Genomic DNA, 18,446 nt, shown 5'->3' with positions numbered 1-18,446 from the left:
AAAGGAGAGGTGACAATGAAGGAAAGTATGATCTTAAATAACATGCCACAAAAACAAACCAACAATCAATTCAAATTAAACTTTGCGATTTTTACTACGTCACGATTAATTTCAGAACTAGGTACTTCTGTTTTTAAATTTGCATTGAGTCTTTTTATTCTTGACTTAACAGGCTCAGCTGCCCTATTTTCAGTAGTTTTAGGATTCACTATTCTTCCAGGAGTGTTTATTAATATTTTTGCAGGTGTTTTTATTGATAGGCACAATAAAAAGAAGATTATTATCATATGCGATTTTTTAAGCGGTATTACCATGTTAACCTTTTTCTTGGTGTTTATAAATTTTCAACCTAACATTGTCATGTTTATTGTAATGGCAGTTATATTAAGTGTTATTCAAGCATTTTTCTCAATTGCACTTCAATCATCAATTCCTGAATTAGTTGAAAGAGAAAATGTTACTAAACTTAACTCTAGCTACCAAGCATTAGGGGCTATCATCAATGTAATAGGTCCTATTTTAGGTGCGATTGCCTATAATTACTTAGGACTTAAATATGTATTAATTATTGAGGCAATTTCTTTTCTTTTTGCAGGTGTCATTCAAGTGTACCTTAAGTATAGGGTTAATGAAGAAGAAAAGAAGTTAAAAAGTTATAAGGAAAGCCTAAAGGATGTATTTAAATATTTAAAAATGCAAAATTCTATTGTTCAATTAATAGGTCTCGTTGTAGTAATCAACTTTTTATTAGTACCGCTGCTTTCTGTTGCCTTGCCGTTTATTGCATATAAGGGGATTAATGTTTCTGGAGCGCAACTTTCTCTCATGCAAGCCATGTGGTTTTTAGGGATTATTGTTGGAGCTGTCACTGTCTCAATGGATAAAGTGAACAAAATTGTAATTGATAAATTGTTTATTCTTTTACAAATACAAGCTCTGTTTATTGCTTTTTGGATTTTTCCTAAATTACCATTCTTCAGTACACTTTCATTATTTATAATAACGGGGGTTTATTGTGTTATTTTAATAATCGGAGGAGTCTTTAATGCAATGACAAATATACCAATGTTGAGTTATTTACAAGTAAAGATTCCTGAAAAAGTGAGGGCAAGCGTATTTGGTGTTGTCAACACTGCTATTCAAATTGCAATACCTTTTGGGTTTTGGATTTATGGGCTTGCATTAGAATATATGGACTGGATGTATGTAATTGTGGTTCCGGGTGTTTCCCTTATTATCATAGGTGTTTTTGCACATAGTAATAAGCCTCTAAGACAATTTTTTAGTAATCCAAACTAAACAAATATATAATAAGTCAGCCCTGTCTAAAAATTGACCTGCCCCCTGTCAAGTAGACAGTGGAAATAATAAAAATGCTTAAACGGCTTGAGCCCTGTATTCCAATGGACTTAAGCCGTTTAATGTCATTATTGTAAAACTGAATATAATCAAATATCGCTGGTTGTAACGCTTCAAAGGTCTCATGCTTATGTACAACGGATACCCGCTGCTTTATTCCGTATATGGAAAAGTTAAAAGGTTCCTGCCTGCCAATGCCGAAAACAATCATTATGAATTTCGGATACGGCAGTGAAAGCAACTAAGTATATGCTACAGAAAAAGAAATAGACTACCTGCCCTCTTATCATACCTATTTGAAAAAACAAAAGCGCGCAGAGAGAAAAACAGGATGTTTTTTCTCTCTGCGTTCTCATTTTAGGGACTTATGAGTCAATCCCACTTCTCGGCTATGCTAGCCCAAATCAATATTGAGTTACATAACATCATCTTAATAAAAAAGAAGGGGGCGTATATCCTGAAAAAACGGAATTTACAAATTTATCTTGACTTGTATATATTTTCTTTATATAGTTAATTACATAAGTAACTAACTAATGAGGAGTGTGTAAATGAGCGGGTATGTTTAGGGGAGATGATAGTATTGAAGGCTAGTTTTGATGATACTCAGCCAATATTTCAACAAATTGCTAATATGACAGAAGATCATATATTAAACGGTACGTACGGTGAAGATGAACAGGTCATGTCAACAACGCAAATAGCTAAAACCTTTCAGATTAATCCGGCAACTGCAGTAAAAGGCATCAATCTGCTTGTCAATGAAGGGATTCTTTATAAGAAGAGAGGGTTAGGCATGTTTGTTGCTTCTGGCGCTAAAGAGAAAATATTAACGAAAAGAAGAAAGATGTTTTATCAAGAATATGTTGTGAAATTGCTTGAAGAAGCAAAAAAAATCCAATTGTCTGCTGAAGATATTGTAAACATGATTAATAACGATAGAGAGGGTGATTGAATTTGGGGGAAATTCTAAAATGCACAAATTTAGAAAAAAGTTATGGAAAAACCAAAGCTTTAAGGAATATTGATTTCGCTTTGGAGGAAAACACAATTTATGGTCTTTTAGGACGAAATGGAGCAGGAAAGACTACATTATTAAATATAATAAGTGGCAGTATATTTCAGGATTCTGGAGAAGTTGAAATTGCTGGTAAAAAGATAAATCGAACTCAAGGTATTGAAGACCTTTGTTACGTAAAGGAGAAAACTTTATTTTTTAATCATGTAAAGGTAATGGATTTGTTAGAGATTGCGTCTTCCTTTCATAAAACCTGGGATTGGGATTTTGCTAAAGAATTGTTAAAAATGTTTGAATTAAATCCTGAAAAAAAATTTAGACAACTATCTAGAGGAATGGAATCTCTTGTAGGGATTATTATCGGTTTGGCAAGTAGAGCTCCTCTAACAATTTTTGATGAACCTGTGCTTGGCCTAGACGTATTTATGAGAGAAAAGTTTTATTCAATAATATTGGAAGATTATTCAAACTGCCCTCGGACAATTCTTATGTCAACCCATTTAGTTAATGAGATAACTAAAGTGATTGAAAAATTTTACATTATTGATTCAGGAGAGATTTTATTGCATGAAGAAATGGATGACTTTAGAAGCAAATCTTATTATGTAACTGGTAATAAAAAAGCTGTTGAAAGTTTTATTGAAGGAAAAAATGTTCTTCAGTGTGAATCACAAGGTAATATTATGATTGCCGCTTTGTTTGATACGATGAATGACCAGGAAAGGCTTCATGCCAAAAGATTGGATTTGTCCGTTGATGGCATGCCACTGCAAAAATTTTTCACTTATTTTGTAGATGGGAGGAATCACATTGAGTAGGCTATTAAACGTTGTTAAAGCAAGTTATGGAGTTTTAAAAGTTTATTTAATGATCCTTGTAGGCCTGGTTGCAATAGCTTTTTTCATTAATTTATTGTTAGGCATTGTTGGTGTAAATCGTACTACTGAAGTTTCATCTGGAAATATAGCAACTGTTTTTTTATTAATGATTGCAGGAGTTTTACCATTATACTTTTTTAAACGAATCATCAATTTAGGGGCGTCACGTAAAGCGTATTATTTTGGGACGATGCTTTCATATGTTTTATGGGTTGCTGGCTTTTCGGTATTTAATATCATTTGGTTTTTACTCGAACAAAATATCTTCATTAAATATAAAAGTTATTTTAATATTATTGAGATATTCGGCTGGGACAGATATGGTGTTATAGGTATGTTCATATATCAATTTTCTGCTTATTTATTTATCGTAGCTTTTTTCAATCTCGTTTTCTCATGTATTAGGGATACGATGGCGTTAGGGCTATACATTTTGCTTGCGGCAGTCATTTCAGTTAGCATGTCTATTTCTTCTTTAAGGGAAGCTGTATTTAAAGGGATTGCTATTCTTTTCTTTAACCCGAATATATTGCCTAGCACGATGTTAACTTTAGTATTGATTGTTTTGTTGTTCATGGCAGGTTGGTTTTTTACAATGCGGAGAGAAATTTATAAATAATTATTTCAAGTGTGAAGAGGGGGATATGATGAAATTTATTATTAAAAGTATTTTAAAAAATATGTTTGTAAAGAAATTTCGCATCTTTTTAATTGTCCTTTCCATCACAGTCTCTACATCATTGTTTTTTGCCTCAATGACGATACCTGATACACTGGGAAAAATCTATACGGAAAAGCTAAAAAGTTCTGTAGGCAATGGAGATATCATTATTGCTAATGGTAATAAAGCGGCACCACCTTTTTTTCATACTGATAAAGCTGAAGAGTATGAAGATCGTACGCGGTATATTGTTGGTGAACTGCTGGGAGAGGCAGTATATACGACACAAGATCAAACGAATGTATGGGTTAACTTACATGGAATCGACCCGTCTGATATGAATAAGGTGAATCCTTTTAAAATTGATCAAGGAGCAGACGCGGAAAATCTTAGTGGTGATGAAATTATTTTAAGTTCGAACGCAGCTAAAAAATATAATTTGGACATTGGAGATCGGTTTACGTTAGAAGTAGGCGGCGAAAAACACAATTTTGTGTTATCCGCTACATCTTATCCTATGGGCATTTTTGCTGATGAAGCACGTTATCTATCAGCTATAATACCTAAAGAAAAGTTAAGTGGTATTTATCAAGCGAATGATGCTGTTAATATTATTCATGTAAAGCTGAAAAACCCTGATGATAAAGCATACATGCTTAATAAGTTATCACAAACGTATAGCGAATATTCTGTACGAGAACCAATAACACAAGAGGACATTAACAACCAAATTGGTGTCATGTCAACCGCTTTTTTAGTTGTGATGGTTGTCGTATCAATGATGAGTATTTATATCATCTATTCTAGTTGTAAAGTTGTAATACTGGAAAGATTACCTTTAATCGGTACTTTTAGAAGTATAGGTGCTACGAAAAGTAAGACTAATTTTATGCTTATAAGTGAAATCTTTTTATACGGTATAATCGGTGGTTTAACTGGCAGTTTGTTAGGTATTGGGATTTTATACGCAATGTCAGTCATTTCAACACCTGAGTATTTAAAGGATCTAAATAATGTCATTCAAATTACTTATTCAGATGTTATCACAACTTTTGTATTTGCTGCACTATTAAGTTTAGTTAGTTCAATCCCTTCTATTATAAAAATGTCAAAAATTCCAATTAAAGAAATTGTCTTAAACACCATTGCTAACAAACCTGTAAAGAGAACAATTCGATTTGTAGTTGGAATCATTTTGCTCATTCCTGTCTTTATTTTGCCGCAATTTGTTACGGGGCAGCTGGCAGTGGTAGCTGTTGTTATGAGTGTTTTGTTAGCAGGGATTGCTATTGCTTTATTAATCCCAGGTATTTCAGAGTTTTTCATCTCATTTTTTCAGCCTATTTACAAATTGATTTTTGGTAATGTAGGGACGATAGCAGTTAAAAATATTAGACAAAATAAAAATATGTTAAATACTATTTCGTTATTAGCCATTGGAGTTTCCAGTCTTATTTTTATTATCTCTGCAAGCAGCAGTGTATTAAGTGCAACTACCAATCTATATTCCGAAACGGCCTTTTTTGATATTGAGATGTCTGTCGCAAAAGCGGATAAGGAGTTTGTACAACGTATAAAAGATGTGGATGGCGTTGAGGATATATATGGAACGTTTCGGGCTATGAATATTGATGTAGTCGGAAAAGGCAGCATCGTAGCTATTGATAGCGTCGATAAAAATAAGCTTAATCATTTTTGGGATTTCGAGTTCCGATCAGACAGTAGTAAAGTTTTAGAAAAACTTGATTCAGGAAAAACTATTTTGCTTGCAGCACAAACGAAAGAAAGATTAGGTGTAGAGGATGGCGATGAAATTACACTTGAATTTCCAGAGGGGGAAAGAACATACACAGTTTTAGGAGATTTTTCTACATTACAGTTTACGGGGAACTATGCATTAATATCTGAACAGAATCTAAAAGAGGATTTAGGAACCCCATATTACTCTAATATTTATATAAAAACAAATAAAGATTCTAATCAAGTTATTAAGAATCTTGAAACAACGTTAAAAGAGAGCCGCCCTGATATCATCACAACAAAACAGCTTGAAGAAAATAATGTGAGAAGCAACAATCAGATTTTTACGATTATAAAAGGATTTGCTCTTTTCTCGATGCTTATCGGTATTATTGGAGTTTTCAATAATTTAATTGTAGGGATTATAGAGCGAAGGAAATCTATCGCAATGTTTCGTTCAATCGGAATGAGTAAGGCGCAAATAGTTAAAATGATTTTTCTCGAATCATTAACATGCGGTTTAATTGGCGGAATCATTGGATCCATTGGGGGATATATCTTTGTTTGGATAATCCCGTATATTTTCAAAGCTATTTACATTCCTCCTATCTCAGTAGAATATCCTCTTAGTCAAGTCATCTTATTTATTCTAGCAACAGTCATTATCACTATCATTGCATCGATTAGTCCAGCTATTCAATCACTAAGATTTAATATTATTACAGATATTAAATATGAATAAGCAGTTTGTTTCATTGAGTTATGAAAGGATCTCTAGAAAAATGACTGTCGATGCTGATTTTGACAGCCTTTCTGTAGACTCTTTCAATCATATTAATCTAATAAAAAGGGGTCATGATAATGAATTCCGTCATTCAGGTTGAGAATATGACTAAATCATTTAAAATAGGATCAGAACAAGTAGACGTATTGAAAGGAATTAATCTTAGTATTGAAAAGGGAGAGTTTGTCTCTATAATGGGGCCATCTGGGTCTGGTAAAAGCACACTTTTATATTTGATGGGCGGTCTTGATAAACCAAGCTCTGGACAAGTAAAAATAAAAGGAAAAGAAATTTCAATAATGAAGGATAAAGAGGAAAGCTTAGTTAGAAGGAAAGATATCGGCTTTGTATTTCAATTTTACAACCTTATTCCTAATTTTAATGTAGAAGACAATATTATATTGCCTATTTTACTAGATGGAAAAAAACAAAAAAACTATCGGAAAAAGCTTGATAAAGTTATTGAGGTTGTCGGTCTTTCTGAAAGAAGAAAGCACACTCCTAAAGAACTTTCTGGAGGACAGCAACAGCGTGTTGCAATCGCACGAGCATTAATGAACGATCCGGAAATTATTCTTGCTGATGAGCCTATTGGGAACCTGGATAGTAAAACGGGTTATGAAATTATGGATTTATTCCGGGAAATCAATAAAGAAAAAGGTCATACAATCATTCAAGTAACTCATTCAGAAGAGGCTGCTGCATACGGAAATAGAACGATATTTTTAAAAGATGGCAAGTTACAGTAGAGAAAGTGAAACAACGTGAATGATCCAATCTAGAACGTTAAAAGTCTCCACCGAGAAATATACTCACTAACATTCTTTTAAATGCTTTCTTTTTTAACAAGTAACAATTAACCAAGTGATGATGAAATTGAAACTGGCTTGGCAAGAAGTCACAAAATATAATGTACTTCATTGAAAGTACGACATGAAAAACACCTTCAAACTGAAGCTCAGGTATGCTACTACTTGAGTAGGGCTTGCAGGTGTTTTTTCGACGTGAAAGACAATATACATATATTTTGGTGTGCAGTTTCTTTCTTTATAACATTTATCCCACATCTAACTAGCAGTAAGATCCCACCTCAAGAGTAAAAGGAATCAAAGAAGTCTAGGAGGGGGATAACTGAAAGTCAAATGTCCGATTGGTTCGGGCCAACAGGACAAGGAAAGCTTCTTGAATCAACATCGCACGAAGAAAAAGTGCTCTTCTTTTTCGAGGATGTTGGTCATTCAAGCGTTGCGACAGGACGTCGCGCTTTTAGCTTGAGATCCTTTATAGGGGGGATAAGAGAAAACCCTCACTGATGGAAGTTTCACTTTATCATCCTAGTCGTTTCCGTATATTTTACATTCAATGTCTAATCAGTTGTTCCCAAAGAGAATCGGATTTGGTATATTGCAATATATATACTGCGGCACGCGATACATGCCGAAGGGGGTAAATATCATAAAAGAACAGTTTTACCAAGCATCTGACATTTTAGATATTTGTATATTAGCAGGTGAATTAATGTTAAAGAATGGGGCAGAGACGTATCGGGTAGAAGATACTGTTACGCGTATTGCTCGCAGCTATAGTATTTCACATGTCAATGTATTTGTCACACCTACCGCGATTATTATGACGATGCAGGATCCGGAAGGGACAATTGATCATACGGAGCTCCTTCGTGTTGTTAATCGTACGATTGATTTGCATAAAATTGCGTTGGTGAACGATTTGTCCCGTCGAATTGCAAATCATCCTCTTCCATTGGAAACAGTGAGGGAGCAGCTGGAGCAGATTGATACGTCAACTCGTACTTATCCATACTGGTTTCAAATTTTATCAGCGGCCTTAGGAAGTGGCTGCTTAATGATGATGTTCAATGGTACGTGGCCGGATTTTTTGCCGGCTTTTATTACTGGAGGAATCGGATACGCTGTTTTTTTAAAGGTGCAGCAAGTGATCAATGTTAAATTTTTCTCTGAAGTCTTTGCATCATTTTTGATTGGATTGCTTGCGGTTGCTTTTGTAGCCATGGGAGTCGGGCAGGAGTTAGATAAAATTATTATTGGCTCAGTTATGCCTTTAGTACCTGGGTTGGCAATTACAAATGCTGTTCGCGACTTAATGGCCGGACACTTATTGTCGGGGTTATCTCGAGGCGTGGAAGCGTTGCTGACAGCAACTGCGATTGGATCGGGAGTGGCGATCGTGATTACTTTTTTATAAGGAGGAAACAGTGAATGTGGCTTGATATATTAAAACAGGTAGAGCCTTTCGTAATAAGCTTCTTTGCGGCCGCGGCATTTGGCATTATTTACAATGTGCCACACAGAACCGTGTGGGCTGGCGGATTAGCTGGCATGGTAGGGTGGAACGTATATAAAGCTTTAGTGACGGTGGGCAGCTTAGATGCTGTTATTGCGACGGTTGTCTCTTCTTTCATTGTTGCGATGATCTCTCAATTTTTTTCCCGCCGATATAAAATGCCTGTCATTGTTTTTAGCATTGCCGGTATTATTCCGATGGTTCCTGGTGGGATGGCTTATAATGCGATGAGACAGTTTGTTGAAAAGGATCATGGGTTAGCGTTGCAGTACGCTTCTGAAGCATCAATGATTTCCGGTGCCATCGCATTTGGCTTATTATTAGGAGGTGTGTTTACACAAATTATTAAGAAGCAATCTGAGCCGGTAATGCGTTAAATCCATTTTTCTGCCTTCTCTATGACGTTTGTCATCTAGTCTTGATTCCGTTTTTATAGGATAATTAACTATTTGGAAACTACCTAAGAAGTAAATTTCAACATGTTCCTTAACATTCTTAAACATAAAAGGGGCATCCAATTGTCAAAAATTTGACTTGTTGGAAGGCCCCTCCATTAACTTAATGAAGAATATTCTTTTTTATTATTTGGATTATTTTATAAAAAGCATCCTCCGTATTTGCGGCCTCAATGATGATTTTTTGCTGATCGGGATATTGTCGGCTCGAATATTCATATTTCGGATCGTAATAATATTCAAGTAACAGCCGGACGGCAGAGGCAAAGTCCCGATTCTCTAAATCTGTTTCAATTTTTTTAGCAACAGGTGTGTGAATACGCTTTTTAATCAATTGAAACGCCTCTTCAAAGCGCTGCGGATAATTCCAAGGCTGATAATCCTCTAAGATAATCTGCACTCTTTCTTCAATAGGCAGTTTGAGAAAGATTTGCAGGCTGTTCTCTTTTTTCTCATTTAAAACAGGAGGAAGATATACTTTACCAATACGCTTGCTTTCTCCTTCAATAAAAACGAAAGGTTCTTGCTGGTAACGACGGATTTCATGAAGAAGCAGAGCATCAAACTTTTTCTGGTTGCTTGGCTCGAGGCCAATTTGGCCAAAAATCGATCCCCGATGGCCAGCCATTTGCTCCAGATCAATAGCAGGATAGCCATTTTGGGATAATCGCCGCAAAATAGCAGTTTTTCCTGAGCCGGTATAACCATTTAATACAAATAGTTTTGGTTTGAACTGTTGATTTTCCAGTTCATGGACAACCCATTGGCGATAGGAACGGATGCCTCCTGTCAACCGGTTGACACGGATATCCGCCAAATCTAGCATCGTGGCTGCTGTTTTGCTGCGCATGCCTCCGCGCCAGCAAAACACAGTTACAGGGGTTTCAAATTTTTTAAAGGCCGCAATAAATGCCGGGAGCTTGCGAGAGAAAATTTCTAATCCTCTCTCCTTGGCAGCCTCTACACCAACTTGTTTATAGATCGTTCCTACTTCTGCACGCTCTTCATTATTAAAAACCGGAATATTTATACTTCCAGGGATAGTAGCTTCGTTAAACTCTTTCGGGGAACGGACATCAATTAATGTGTGCTTCTTGTTTTCATATAACGTCAATAAGTTGGATAACGAGATATCCTGAAACATCTATTTCACCTTCTATGTTTAATTCAGCGTACAATAATACAGCCTTTATTCTCTTCCGTTACTTCTCCGATCATTCGCGCTTCAACTCCCTGCCCTTGAAGCTCTTTCACAAGCTGTTCAGCTTCACCGTCCGCTATAGCAATTAGCAGTCCGCCAGATGTAACCGCGTCACATAAAATCCAGCGCTCCACTTGATCGAGTGACTCCGGATAAGTAACAACATCTTTTACGTGCTGAAAGTTATTTTTTGTTCCACCAGGTACGGCACCTGTCTCAGCCAGTTCCTTTACACGTGGTAAAATAGGTACTTGATTATAATGAATACATAGTCCGACGCCACTTGCTTTTGCCATTTCTGAAGCATGACCTAACAGACCAAAGCCAGTAACATCTGTAGCAGCATGGACATCGTAGCTTGCCATTACTTCAGCCGCTATTTTATTTAGTGTTGTCATTACTTTCGTAACACGGGCAATTTCTTCTTCTGATAATAAACCTTTTTTGAGTGAAGTTGTGAGGATGCCGACACCGATTGGCTTCGTTAAAATTAAACGATCACCAGGTTTAGCACCCGCATTGGTTCTTACTTGATTCGGGTGAATGACACCTGTGACGGCAAGGCCGAACTTTGGTTCTTTGTCTTCAATAGAATGGCCCCCAACAAGTGCAACCCCAGCTTCTTTCAATTTATCGCCGGCACCTCGCAATATTTCACCCAAAATACGCTTATCTAATGTAGCAATCGGAAAGGCGACAATATTCAGCGCCGTGATCGGTGTGCCGCCCATTGCGTATACATCGCTGATCGCATTAGCAGCAGCGACTTGTCCAAAGTCATATGGATTATCCACAATCGGCGTGAAAAAATCTACTGTTTGAACGATAGCTGTTGTGTCATTTAAACGGTACACTCCTGCGTCATCACTTGTGTCAAGGCCAACGAGTAAGTTTGGATCAGAAACAGTCGGTGGCAATGTATGTAAAACTTGCGCCAAGTCAGCAGGACCTATTTTACACCCACAGCCACCTTTTGAAGATAAGGTCGTTAATTTGATGGAATCATCTTTCTTCATGTCGAATCAGCCTTTCATTCATGTATATACCCTCTATTTTAACACAGGAGCAGAAAAGTCATGCGGCAGTGAACTCGGCAAGTCCCCCCCCATGCTTTGGAGGGAGAACTTTGGCAATGGGTCATCGAAAGAATTGTCAAACGAAAAAAAGTGTCTTGACCAGTTCAACGAACCATTCATGAGAGAGGAAGAAACTTGGCTGATGGAAGGGGATATTTATATTCTAAAATAGTTTACTAATTTTTATGAAAAATTGTTTTTATTACAAAATGCAAGATTGGACAAAGTATAAGTGAATTTAAGTAGATATAAAAATTGAAATAAAAGTAAAACTGAATATAAATATAATTATAATATTTTTGTAATAAAGTTTAATATGTTGAAAAACAAAAAAAGTAGGTGTATATTCTAGGTATATAGTAATAAATTATTTCTGGGAAACAACCTATCTTTATTTCGGTTGATTTCCCAAATAAAAAAAATTAAAAAGGAGAATGAACATGACACAGAACCAATTTTCCATGCCATCTATTAATTTATTCGGACAAGGTACAATTCAAGAAACAGGATCCCGTTTAAAAGATGTCGGAGCTAAAAAAACACTGCTTGTGACAGATGAAGGCTTATTTAAGTTAGGGATTGCTGATCAAATTGTGGAGATTATTAAAGCATCTGGGATTGAAGTGGAAGTCTATCCGAAAGCGGAACCAAATCCTACGGATAAAAACGTTGCGGATGGTGTGAAAGCGTTTAAATCAGCAGGGTGCGACTCACTTGTTTCGCTTGGTGGCGGATCTGCTCATGATGCCGCTAAAGGAATAGGTCTTGTTGCTTCAAATGGAGGGACCATTCACGATTATGAAGGCGTTGACAAGTCAAAAAATCCATTAGTTCCATTAATTGCAATTAATACAACTGCAGGTACAGCAAGTGAGATGACAAAATTTACAATCATTACTGATGTAGAACGTCATGTTAAAATGGCAATTATCGATAAACATGTAACGCCATTAGTTTCCATTAACGACCCAGCTTTAATGGTCGGTTTGCCACCGGCACTGACTGCTGCAACAGGTCTTGATGCGTTGACGCATGCCGTGGAAGCGTATGTTTCAACTGCTGCAACACCAATGACAGATGCCTGTGCTGAAAAAGTATTTGAATTGATTCCTGAGTATTTGCCTCGTGCGTTTGCCAATGGACAGGATATCGAAGCGCGTGAAAAAATGGTGTATGCTCAGTTTTTAGCCGGCATGGCCTTTAACAATGCATCATTAGGTTATGTTCATGCGATCTCACACCAAATGGGCGGTTTTTACAACTTACCGCATGGAGTATGTAATGCGCTTCTATTACCGCACGTTTGCCGTTACAATTTAGTGGGAAGTGAAGACCGTTTTGCAACCATTGCAAAATACTTAGGAGAATCTGTGGAAGGCTTAAGTAAACGTGAAGCAGCAGAAAAAGCAATTGCTGCTATTGAACGGTTATCTAAAGACTTAAACATTCCATCTGGCTTTAAAGAGCTAGGTGCGAAAGAGGAAGATATTCCGACACTTGCTGAAAATGCAATGAAAGATGCTACAGCTGCCACGAATCCGCGGAAGCCAAAACTTGAAGAAGTAATGGAAATTATTCGAGGAGCGATGTAATATTGCCTAGGTTTGTTTGAAGGAGATACTCTCTACCCTTGAATTATTTTCAACCTACACCTATCTGATGAGCCGCTATCTGAGCTGTTCATTAGATAGGTTTTTTATCCCACATCTAACTGGCGAGTCAAGACTCCCACCTCAAGAGTAAGAGGAATCAGAAGCGCTAGGTGGGGAATAACTGAAAGTCAAATGTCCGATTGGGTTCGGGCCGACAGGATAAGGAAAGCTTCTTGAATCAACATCGCACGAAGAAAAAGTGCGCTTCTTTTTCGAGAATGTCGGTCACAAAGGCGTTGCAACATGACAAGGAAAGCTTCGGAATGCAGCGATACATCGCACGAAGAAAAGCGGTTTCCTTTTCGAGGACGCCTGCGATTGTTAGCCTTTGTTCTATTATTTATAAGTGGGGGATGAAAGAAAACCCCCACTTATGAAAGTTTCACTTTATCTTATTAATCAGTAGTGAGAAAAACTGTAATGAAATGATGGAAGATAAGCAAAGGGCTTTGTTATTCATACAAGGTTATGTAAGAGAAGTAACTTAAGAGAGGACACCCATACAATCATTTCCTTCAATCAACGAATAGGATAGTACGGTAATGATTCTATTTTAGAAAGAAGGTAATTGTATGACAAACCCAACTTCTGGTTATGTTACGGATAACCGAAACATAACAGGGAAGGGAACGCCAAATCTATTTTTTGATATTAACCAAAATGTGTTGTTTGAAAGAAATCCAGACAATGTTGCTTATATGTTAACTTCAACACAGAACCCAACAATGATTGGAGGGGCTTGTGTAAGTTTAAATTTGAACAAAGATTTTATACGTGAACCTCACTGGCATCCTAATGCTTGGGAATTAGATTTTCTTATTTCCGGAAAAGCTACGGTTTCTGTATTAGATCCTGATACACCACAGTTGGTAACGTATACGCTAGATAAATTTGGTCAGACCGTATTTATACCGATGGGTTGGTGGCACTGGATTTCAGCAGAAGAAGATGATACTAAACTAGTTTTATTTTTTAATAATGATCAATTTGAGTCTGCTGAAGGATCTGTTACACTTACAAAAACCCCACCCGAAGTATATAAAGAAGCATATAATATCGATGCTGACTTAATTGCTAAGGTGCTTGCACCAATTAAAGGTACCGATGATGTGATCATTGGGCCGCCAAAAAAAGAGTAAAAGATTGAACAAAACTTACCATATTACTAGGCTTCCATGCTTAGTAAATGCAAATATAACTTCATAAAAAGCTATTATCAATTATCATACGCTTACATTTTTTTCAGAAATATGGAAGAGAAGGGGGATTCCCTTCCCTTTTTTAGTAGAATGCATACATACTATATGAGTGATCATTGAATGAACTCATCTCAAAAAACAGCCTCTCATCTATCGACAAAGTCTTGAGAGGCAGTTTATCTTTAAAGCTGCTTTCCATTTGTTTCAATTACTTTTTGATACCAATAAAAACTATCTTTTTTGATTCTGCGCAAGTCTTTTAAGTCTTCATCTGTTCTGTTAACGTACACGAAGCCATATCGTTTGCGAAATCCGCTTGTCGTACTTAATAAATCCATGAAAGACCATGGACAATATCCAAATAATTGAACGCCATCTCCAATTGCTAGCCGGCATTGTTCAAGGTGTTTTCTTAAATAATCAATCCGATAATCATCGTGTACTTTCTCATCAGCTGTTAATTCATCAACAGCACCCATGCCGTTTTCGGTAATGATGATTGGCAAATGATAGCGGTCGTTTAATTCATTTAACAGTGTACGAAGGCCGATCGGATCAATTTCCCAATCCCAATCAGTTTTTTCTAGATATGGATTCGTACTTCCTTGATAAATGCCTGGAATAATTTCAAATTCTGTTTCACCTTTTTTGCCGTTTGCATTGATTTTCATTTCTTTATTCTTCATTGTATCTGGAGCATATTTTACGACACGGCTTTGATAATAATTAATGCCTAAAAAGTCAGGCTTAGCCGATTGAAGCAGTTCCATATCACCTTTTTCAATCGTTGGAGCGACACCATTTTCCTTCATATATCTCCATATGTTTAGTCGATATATTCCATGAACATATAAATCGGTGAATAAATAGGAACGGAAATCGTTAGCATTGCGAGCTGCTTGAATATCTTCAGGATGACATGTTTTTGGATAATTGGGCGATAGACCAATAGCAGGTCCAATTTTAGCATCTGGGATCATTTCGCGGCACAGCGTGATTGCTTTTGCGTGTGCCAATGTCATGATATGATTCATTTCATATTTTTGTTTTTCAAGGGGAGTGTCGGCATCAAATTCCATTAAATATGGTAAAAGAAACATATTGCTTTGTTCGTTAATCGTGAACCAATATTTCACTTGATCTCCTAGGTGTTCAAATAAAATCTTGCAGTAATAGGCAAAGTCGTCAATAATTTGCCGAGAAGACCAACCGCCATATGCATCTTGCAAAGAGGCAGGTAAATCAAAATGATAGATCGTAGCTAACGGTTCAATACCATTTTTTCTTAATTCCGAGACGAGATCTTTGTAAAAATCAATTCCTTTTTTGTTCACTTTACCACGGCCATTTGGTAAAACCCTTGGCCACGAAATCGAAAAACGATAAGCAGTCATCCCTAATTCTTTCATCAATGCTATATCCTCTTTGAAATGATGGTAATGATCCGATGCAACACTTGTATCGGCATAATGAGGATTGATATTTTTATCAACAACGGAGAGCGTTTTTCCATCTTCTACATAAGCACCTTCATATTGGTATGCAGCAGTAGCAGCCGACCAAAAAAAATCTTTTGGGAATGAAACGGCTGTTTTATATTCCATTGAAGTATACTCCCTTCATAAACATGATTGAAATGCCAGATCATACATTTATCCCACATCTAACTGGCAGTAAAACCCTACCTCAAGAGTAAGAGGAATCGAAGAAGTCTAGATGTGGGATAACTGAAAGTCAAATGTCCGATTGGTTCGGGCCAACAGGACAAGGAAAGCTTCTTGAATCAACATCGCACGAAGAAAAAGTGCTCTTCTTTTAAGAGGATGTTGGTCACTCAAGCGTTGCGACAGGATAAGGAAATGCTTCGACAGCAAAACATCGCACAAGAAAAAGATGATTTTCCTTTTTCGAGGACGTCGCGCTTTTAGCTTGAGATCCTTTGTATGGGGATGAGAGAAAACCCCCACTGATGGAAGTTTCACTTTATCTGGCATGTCAATAAACACTTATTTTTCTTCAAGCTTTTTCAATCGTTTATCAAATGTTTCAAAAAGTTGGATTAAATGCTTAGCTGTATTCCATTCGCTCATAATAGTCATTAAGGTGTCTTGTGCGTGAGCGAATAATAAAGAGAATGTTATTTTTTCCCCGCGAGCTTCTCCTTGAATAGTGTCTGTTTGCACAGAGTGAGCAGCAGTAATTTTCTTTTTCGCTTCGATTAATTTGTTATTTGCCTGATTGAAATTACCTTTAGCAATGCTTTCAAGCGCCTCGCTAATGATTGCTCTTGCATCGCCGGCATTTAAAATAATTTTCATGGATATTTCATTCATATCCTTTTCTTTTAAGCTATCTCCCGTCATTCTATTTACCTCCCTATCATGCTAATTTACTGTTGTTCCTTTTTCAGTTGCTGCATATCATACACTTTAAAGAATGGGAACCAGATTATCCAAGAGACGACTAAAATAATCGCTAATAGTATTAAGCCTTTAAAGTCAGAGTTGACTAAGTACGTTGAAATTCCAGCTGGGAAATACCATAATTGAAGAATTTCCGCAGGGATTTTAACCATTCCTATATTTAAAACGAAATAGGTAATCGCAGGAATAATCAGCCCATTTAACCACATTGGAACCATGAGGATCGGATTAAATGCTACTGGAGATCCGAAAATAACCGGTTCATTTATATTAAATATCGATGGTGCAATGGTGACTTTTCCAATTGCTTTCAAGTGGTTAGATTTAGCTAAAAATAACATCATGATGACAAGCGGCAAGGTTGTTCCCATTCCACCAATCCATACCCAACCCATAAGCGTTTCAAATGTATGGATATTTTGCGGCGCCAATCCTTGAGAAACGTTTAAACTGTTCGCTTCAATACCAGCCATCCACATCGGAAACACGATTGGATATAACGCCCAAGGACTGATCCCAAATGAATACAAGAATACACATAGGAAGGTAATCATGACAAAACCAGCAAAACTTTGACCAATGAGAGACAGTGGTTGAAAAAGCGATAAAATGAAATTGTATAAATCATATTGTAATTGAAAGGCGAATAACCAGCCGAAAAGTAGTAAGATGGCGATTGGTATAATCGTATCAAACCATACAATAATAAAATCGGGAAGCGAACTTGAGTCTTTAAAAAATGAGAATTTACTAAATAAATACATAACAGCGCCGACAATTAATCCGACAAATAAAGAGACAAACATACCGTTGCCGCCAAAACGTTCAAATGTAAAAGTGATGCTTGTCCCGTCTTCGGAAAATACCGGCATTACTAAGATGAAAAATAAAGCTAAGCCAGTTAAACCAGCAATTATTTTTCTATCATTTTTCTTCTTTTTTTCCATAATGAAATAGGGTGTTAAAAACACAATGAATACACTAATTAATCCAAATGAGAAAGAACTAATCGGTGATAGATCAGGCATTTTTGGAAAATACTCATTCAATATTGAAATCATCGTAATAAGAGAGCCTACGAGAATTAAAGGCAAAACTGCCATAATAGCATCCTGAATAGCTGAAACCCATGGATTTCTCGTTATCTTATTCATCTTAGGAGAGAATTTCTCGTTCATCCATTTAATAAACGTATTCATGACACTAACCTCTTTTCAATTAAAGTTATTTTTCAAGAAGTTCTAAGATGAGGTCCAAACCTTTGTTGCCATCTAAAAGTCCATAGACAGATTGATCAATAACTGCTGCTGGAATATGATACGGTTCTACTTTTGCTCTTAAATCAGCCTCCATATATTTCAAATGGGGGCCGATGAGTAAGACATCGATTTCATTGATATAATCTTCAATTTCAGACTCGCTTCTAGCCATCACATCAATGTCAATGTTTCTTTTTTTAGCCGCTTTTCGAATATTTTGCGCCATAAAACCACTAGAAGCACCGCCGCCACAAACGAGTAAGACATTTTTTTTATCCATCTTGATTTCCTCCTTGAAGGTCATTTTAAGTAGTATTTCCTAATATCATTTTTCTACAAAATCAAACTCTTCGCCAATAGAAAAAGTTCCGCACAGCGGAGAAAAACTTACTTTTATATACATAATGATAAGGATATAA

General features: G+C 36.5%; 17 protein-coding genes. 10 read left to right on the top strand and 7 right to left on the bottom strand.

Translation table 11 applies throughout. From position 1 onward, the window contains the following. The first annotated feature begins 15 nt into the window (after positions 1-15). Positions 16-1,299: an MFS transporter gene (locus J2S08_RS05435; RefSeq protein WP_307227431.1), complete on the top strand. Its 1,284-nt coding sequence runs from the start codon at positions 16-18 to the stop codon at positions 1,297-1,299. Between the two features lie 16 nt (positions 1,300-1,315). Here the strand turns inward: J2S08_RS05435 and J2S08_RS22440 are convergent, their stop codons facing one another. Further along, positions 1,316-1,570, bottom strand: a complete 255-nt coding sequence (locus J2S08_RS22440; protein ID WP_370875638.1) for an IS3 family transposase — start codon at positions 1,568-1,570, stop codon at positions 1,316-1,318. Positions 1,571-1,933: 363 nt separating this feature from the next. Here J2S08_RS22440 and J2S08_RS05430 point away from each other — a divergent pair, with 363 nt between their 5' ends. From J2S08_RS05430 to J2S08_RS05400, 7 genes are all read left to right on the top strand, one after another. After that, a complete protein-coding gene (locus J2S08_RS05430) occupies positions 1,934-2,314 on the top strand; it encodes a GntR family transcriptional regulator (protein WP_307227429.1) in 381 nt (126 codons plus the stop codon). 2 nt (positions 2,315-2,316) lie between these two features. Further along, entirely contained in the window at positions 2,317-3,195 is an 879-nt protein-coding gene (locus J2S08_RS05425) for an ABC transporter ATP-binding protein (protein WP_307227428.1), read from the top strand. Then, positions 3,188-3,874: a hypothetical protein gene (locus J2S08_RS05420; protein WP_307227426.1), complete on the top strand. Its 687-nt coding sequence runs from the start codon at positions 3,188-3,190 to the stop codon at positions 3,872-3,874. Before J2S08_RS05425 ends, J2S08_RS05420 begins: the two co-directional genes overlap by 8 nt. 28 nt (positions 3,875-3,902) lie before the next feature. Next, on the top strand, positions 3,903-6,398 hold the full coding sequence (locus tag J2S08_RS05415) for an ABC transporter permease (protein ID WP_307227424.1): 2,496 nt from the start codon (positions 3,903-3,905) through the stop codon (positions 6,396-6,398). A 119-nt stretch (positions 6,399-6,517) separates the two neighbouring features. Next, positions 6,518-7,189, top strand: a complete 672-nt coding sequence (locus tag J2S08_RS05410; RefSeq protein ID WP_307227422.1) for an ABC transporter ATP-binding protein — start codon at positions 6,518-6,520, stop codon at positions 7,187-7,189. 685 nt (positions 7,190-7,874) lie between these two features. Next, complete coding sequence (locus J2S08_RS05405) at positions 7,875-8,663, top strand: threonine/serine exporter family protein (RefSeq protein WP_307227420.1); 789 nt, start codon at positions 7,875-7,877, stop codon at positions 8,661-8,663. A 14-nt stretch (positions 8,664-8,677) separates the two neighbouring features. Beyond that, a complete protein-coding gene (locus tag J2S08_RS05400) occupies positions 8,678-9,139 on the top strand; it encodes a threonine/serine exporter family protein (protein ID WP_307227418.1) in 462 nt (153 codons plus the stop codon). A 181-nt stretch (positions 9,140-9,320) separates the two neighbouring features. On the opposite strand, the gene mnmH is transcribed toward J2S08_RS05400, so the two are convergent. Next, positions 9,321-10,361 carry a tRNA 2-selenouridine(34) synthase MnmH gene (gene mnmH / locus J2S08_RS05395; RefSeq protein WP_307227417.1) on the bottom strand — a complete coding sequence of 347 codons (1,041 nt, stop codon included), beginning with the start codon at positions 10,359-10,361 and terminating at the stop codon, positions 9,321-9,323. A gap of 23 nt (positions 10,362-10,384) precedes the next feature. Next, positions 10,385-11,434, bottom strand: a complete 1,050-nt coding sequence (gene selD / locus J2S08_RS05390) for a selenide, water dikinase SelD (RefSeq protein WP_307227415.1) — start codon at positions 11,432-11,434, stop codon at positions 10,385-10,387. Between the two features lie 494 nt (positions 11,435-11,928). Between selD and J2S08_RS05385 the strand changes: the two genes are divergently transcribed. Next, positions 11,929-13,086, top strand: a complete 1,158-nt coding sequence (locus tag J2S08_RS05385) for an iron-containing alcohol dehydrogenase (RefSeq protein ID WP_307227414.1) — start codon at positions 11,929-11,931, stop codon at positions 13,084-13,086. A 632-nt stretch (positions 13,087-13,718) separates the two neighbouring features. After that, positions 13,719-14,285, top strand: a complete 567-nt coding sequence (locus tag J2S08_RS05380; protein WP_307227412.1) for a cupin domain-containing protein — start codon at positions 13,719-13,721, stop codon at positions 14,283-14,285. Between the two features lie 242 nt (positions 14,286-14,527). Here J2S08_RS05380 and J2S08_RS05375 read toward each other — a convergent pair whose 3' ends face one another. From J2S08_RS05375 to J2S08_RS05360, 4 genes are all read right to left on the bottom strand, one after another. Further along, the gene (locus tag J2S08_RS05375) at positions 14,528-15,949 is read right to left on the bottom strand and encodes a glycoside hydrolase family 1 protein (protein WP_307227410.1); all 1,422 of its coding nucleotides are present in this window, start codon (positions 15,947-15,949) and stop codon (positions 14,528-14,530) included. Positions 15,950-16,351: 402 nt separating this feature from the next. After that, on the bottom strand, positions 16,352-16,708 hold the full coding sequence (locus J2S08_RS05370; RefSeq protein ID WP_307227408.1) for a PTS lactose/cellobiose transporter subunit IIA: 357 nt from the start codon (positions 16,706-16,708) through the stop codon (positions 16,352-16,354). Positions 16,709-16,734: 26 nt separating this feature from the next. Further along, the gene (locus J2S08_RS05365; RefSeq protein WP_307227406.1) at positions 16,735-17,967 is read right to left on the bottom strand and encodes a PTS sugar transporter subunit IIC; all 1,233 of its coding nucleotides are present in this window, start codon (positions 17,965-17,967) and stop codon (positions 16,735-16,737) included. A gap of 25 nt (positions 17,968-17,992) precedes the next feature. Continuing rightward, entirely contained in the window at positions 17,993-18,307 is a 315-nt protein-coding gene (locus tag J2S08_RS05360; RefSeq protein ID WP_307227404.1) for a PTS sugar transporter subunit IIB, read from the bottom strand. Between the last annotated feature and the right edge of the window lie 139 nt (positions 18,308-18,446).

This window comes from Bacillus chungangensis, assembly GCF_030812995.1.
Taxonomy (GTDB): Bacteria; Bacillota; Bacilli; order Bacillales; family Bacillaceae_C; genus Bacillus_CF; species Bacillus_CF chungangensis.
The sequence above is the reverse complement of the archived record's forward strand: the minus strand, read 5'-3'. Positions and strand labels throughout refer to the sequence as shown.

Coding starts and splice junctions, on each gene's coding strand:
- J2S08_RS05370 (WP_307227408.1), bottom strand. CDS start 16,708: ATGACGGGAGATAGCTTAAAAGAAAAGGATATGAATGAAATATCCATG.
- mnmH (WP_307227417.1), bottom strand. CDS start 10,361: ATGTTTCAGGATATCTCGTTATCCAACTTATTGACGTTATATGAAAAC.
- J2S08_RS05385 (WP_307227414.1), top strand. CDS start 11,929: ATGAACATGACACAGAACCAATTTTCCATGCCATCTATTAATTTATTC.
- J2S08_RS05410 (WP_307227422.1), top strand. CDS start 6,518: ATGAATTCCGTCATTCAGGTTGAGAATATGACTAAATCATTTAAAATA.
- J2S08_RS05360 (WP_307227404.1), bottom strand. CDS start 18,307: ATGGATAAAAAAAATGTCTTACTCGTTTGTGGCGGCGGTGCTTCTAGT.
- J2S08_RS05365 (WP_307227406.1), bottom strand. CDS start 17,967: ATGAATACGTTTATTAAATGGATGAACGAGAAATTCTCTCCTAAGATG.
- J2S08_RS05375 (WP_307227410.1), bottom strand. CDS start 15,949: ATGGAATATAAAACAGCCGTTTCATTCCCAAAAGATTTTTTTTGGTCG.
- J2S08_RS05400 (WP_307227418.1), top strand. CDS start 8,678: ATGTGGCTTGATATATTAAAACAGGTAGAGCCTTTCGTAATAAGCTTC.
- J2S08_RS05435 (WP_307227431.1), top strand. CDS start 16: ATGAAGGAAAGTATGATCTTAAATAACATGCCACAAAAACAAACCAAC.
- J2S08_RS05415 (WP_307227424.1), top strand. CDS start 3,903: ATGAAATTTATTATTAAAAGTATTTTAAAAAATATGTTTGTAAAGAAA.
- J2S08_RS05405 (WP_307227420.1), top strand. CDS start 7,875: ATGCCGAAGGGGGTAAATATCATAAAAGAACAGTTTTACCAAGCATCT.
- J2S08_RS05380 (WP_307227412.1), top strand. CDS start 13,719: ATGACAAACCCAACTTCTGGTTATGTTACGGATAACCGAAACATAACA.
- J2S08_RS05430 (WP_307227429.1), top strand. CDS start 1,934: ATGATAGTATTGAAGGCTAGTTTTGATGATACTCAGCCAATATTTCAA.
- J2S08_RS22440 (WP_370875638.1), bottom strand. CDS start 1,570: ATGATTGTTTTCGGCATTGGCAGGCAGGAACCTTTTAACTTTTCCATA.
- selD (WP_307227415.1), bottom strand. CDS start 11,434: ATGAAGAAAGATGATTCCATCAAATTAACGACCTTATCTTCAAAAGGT.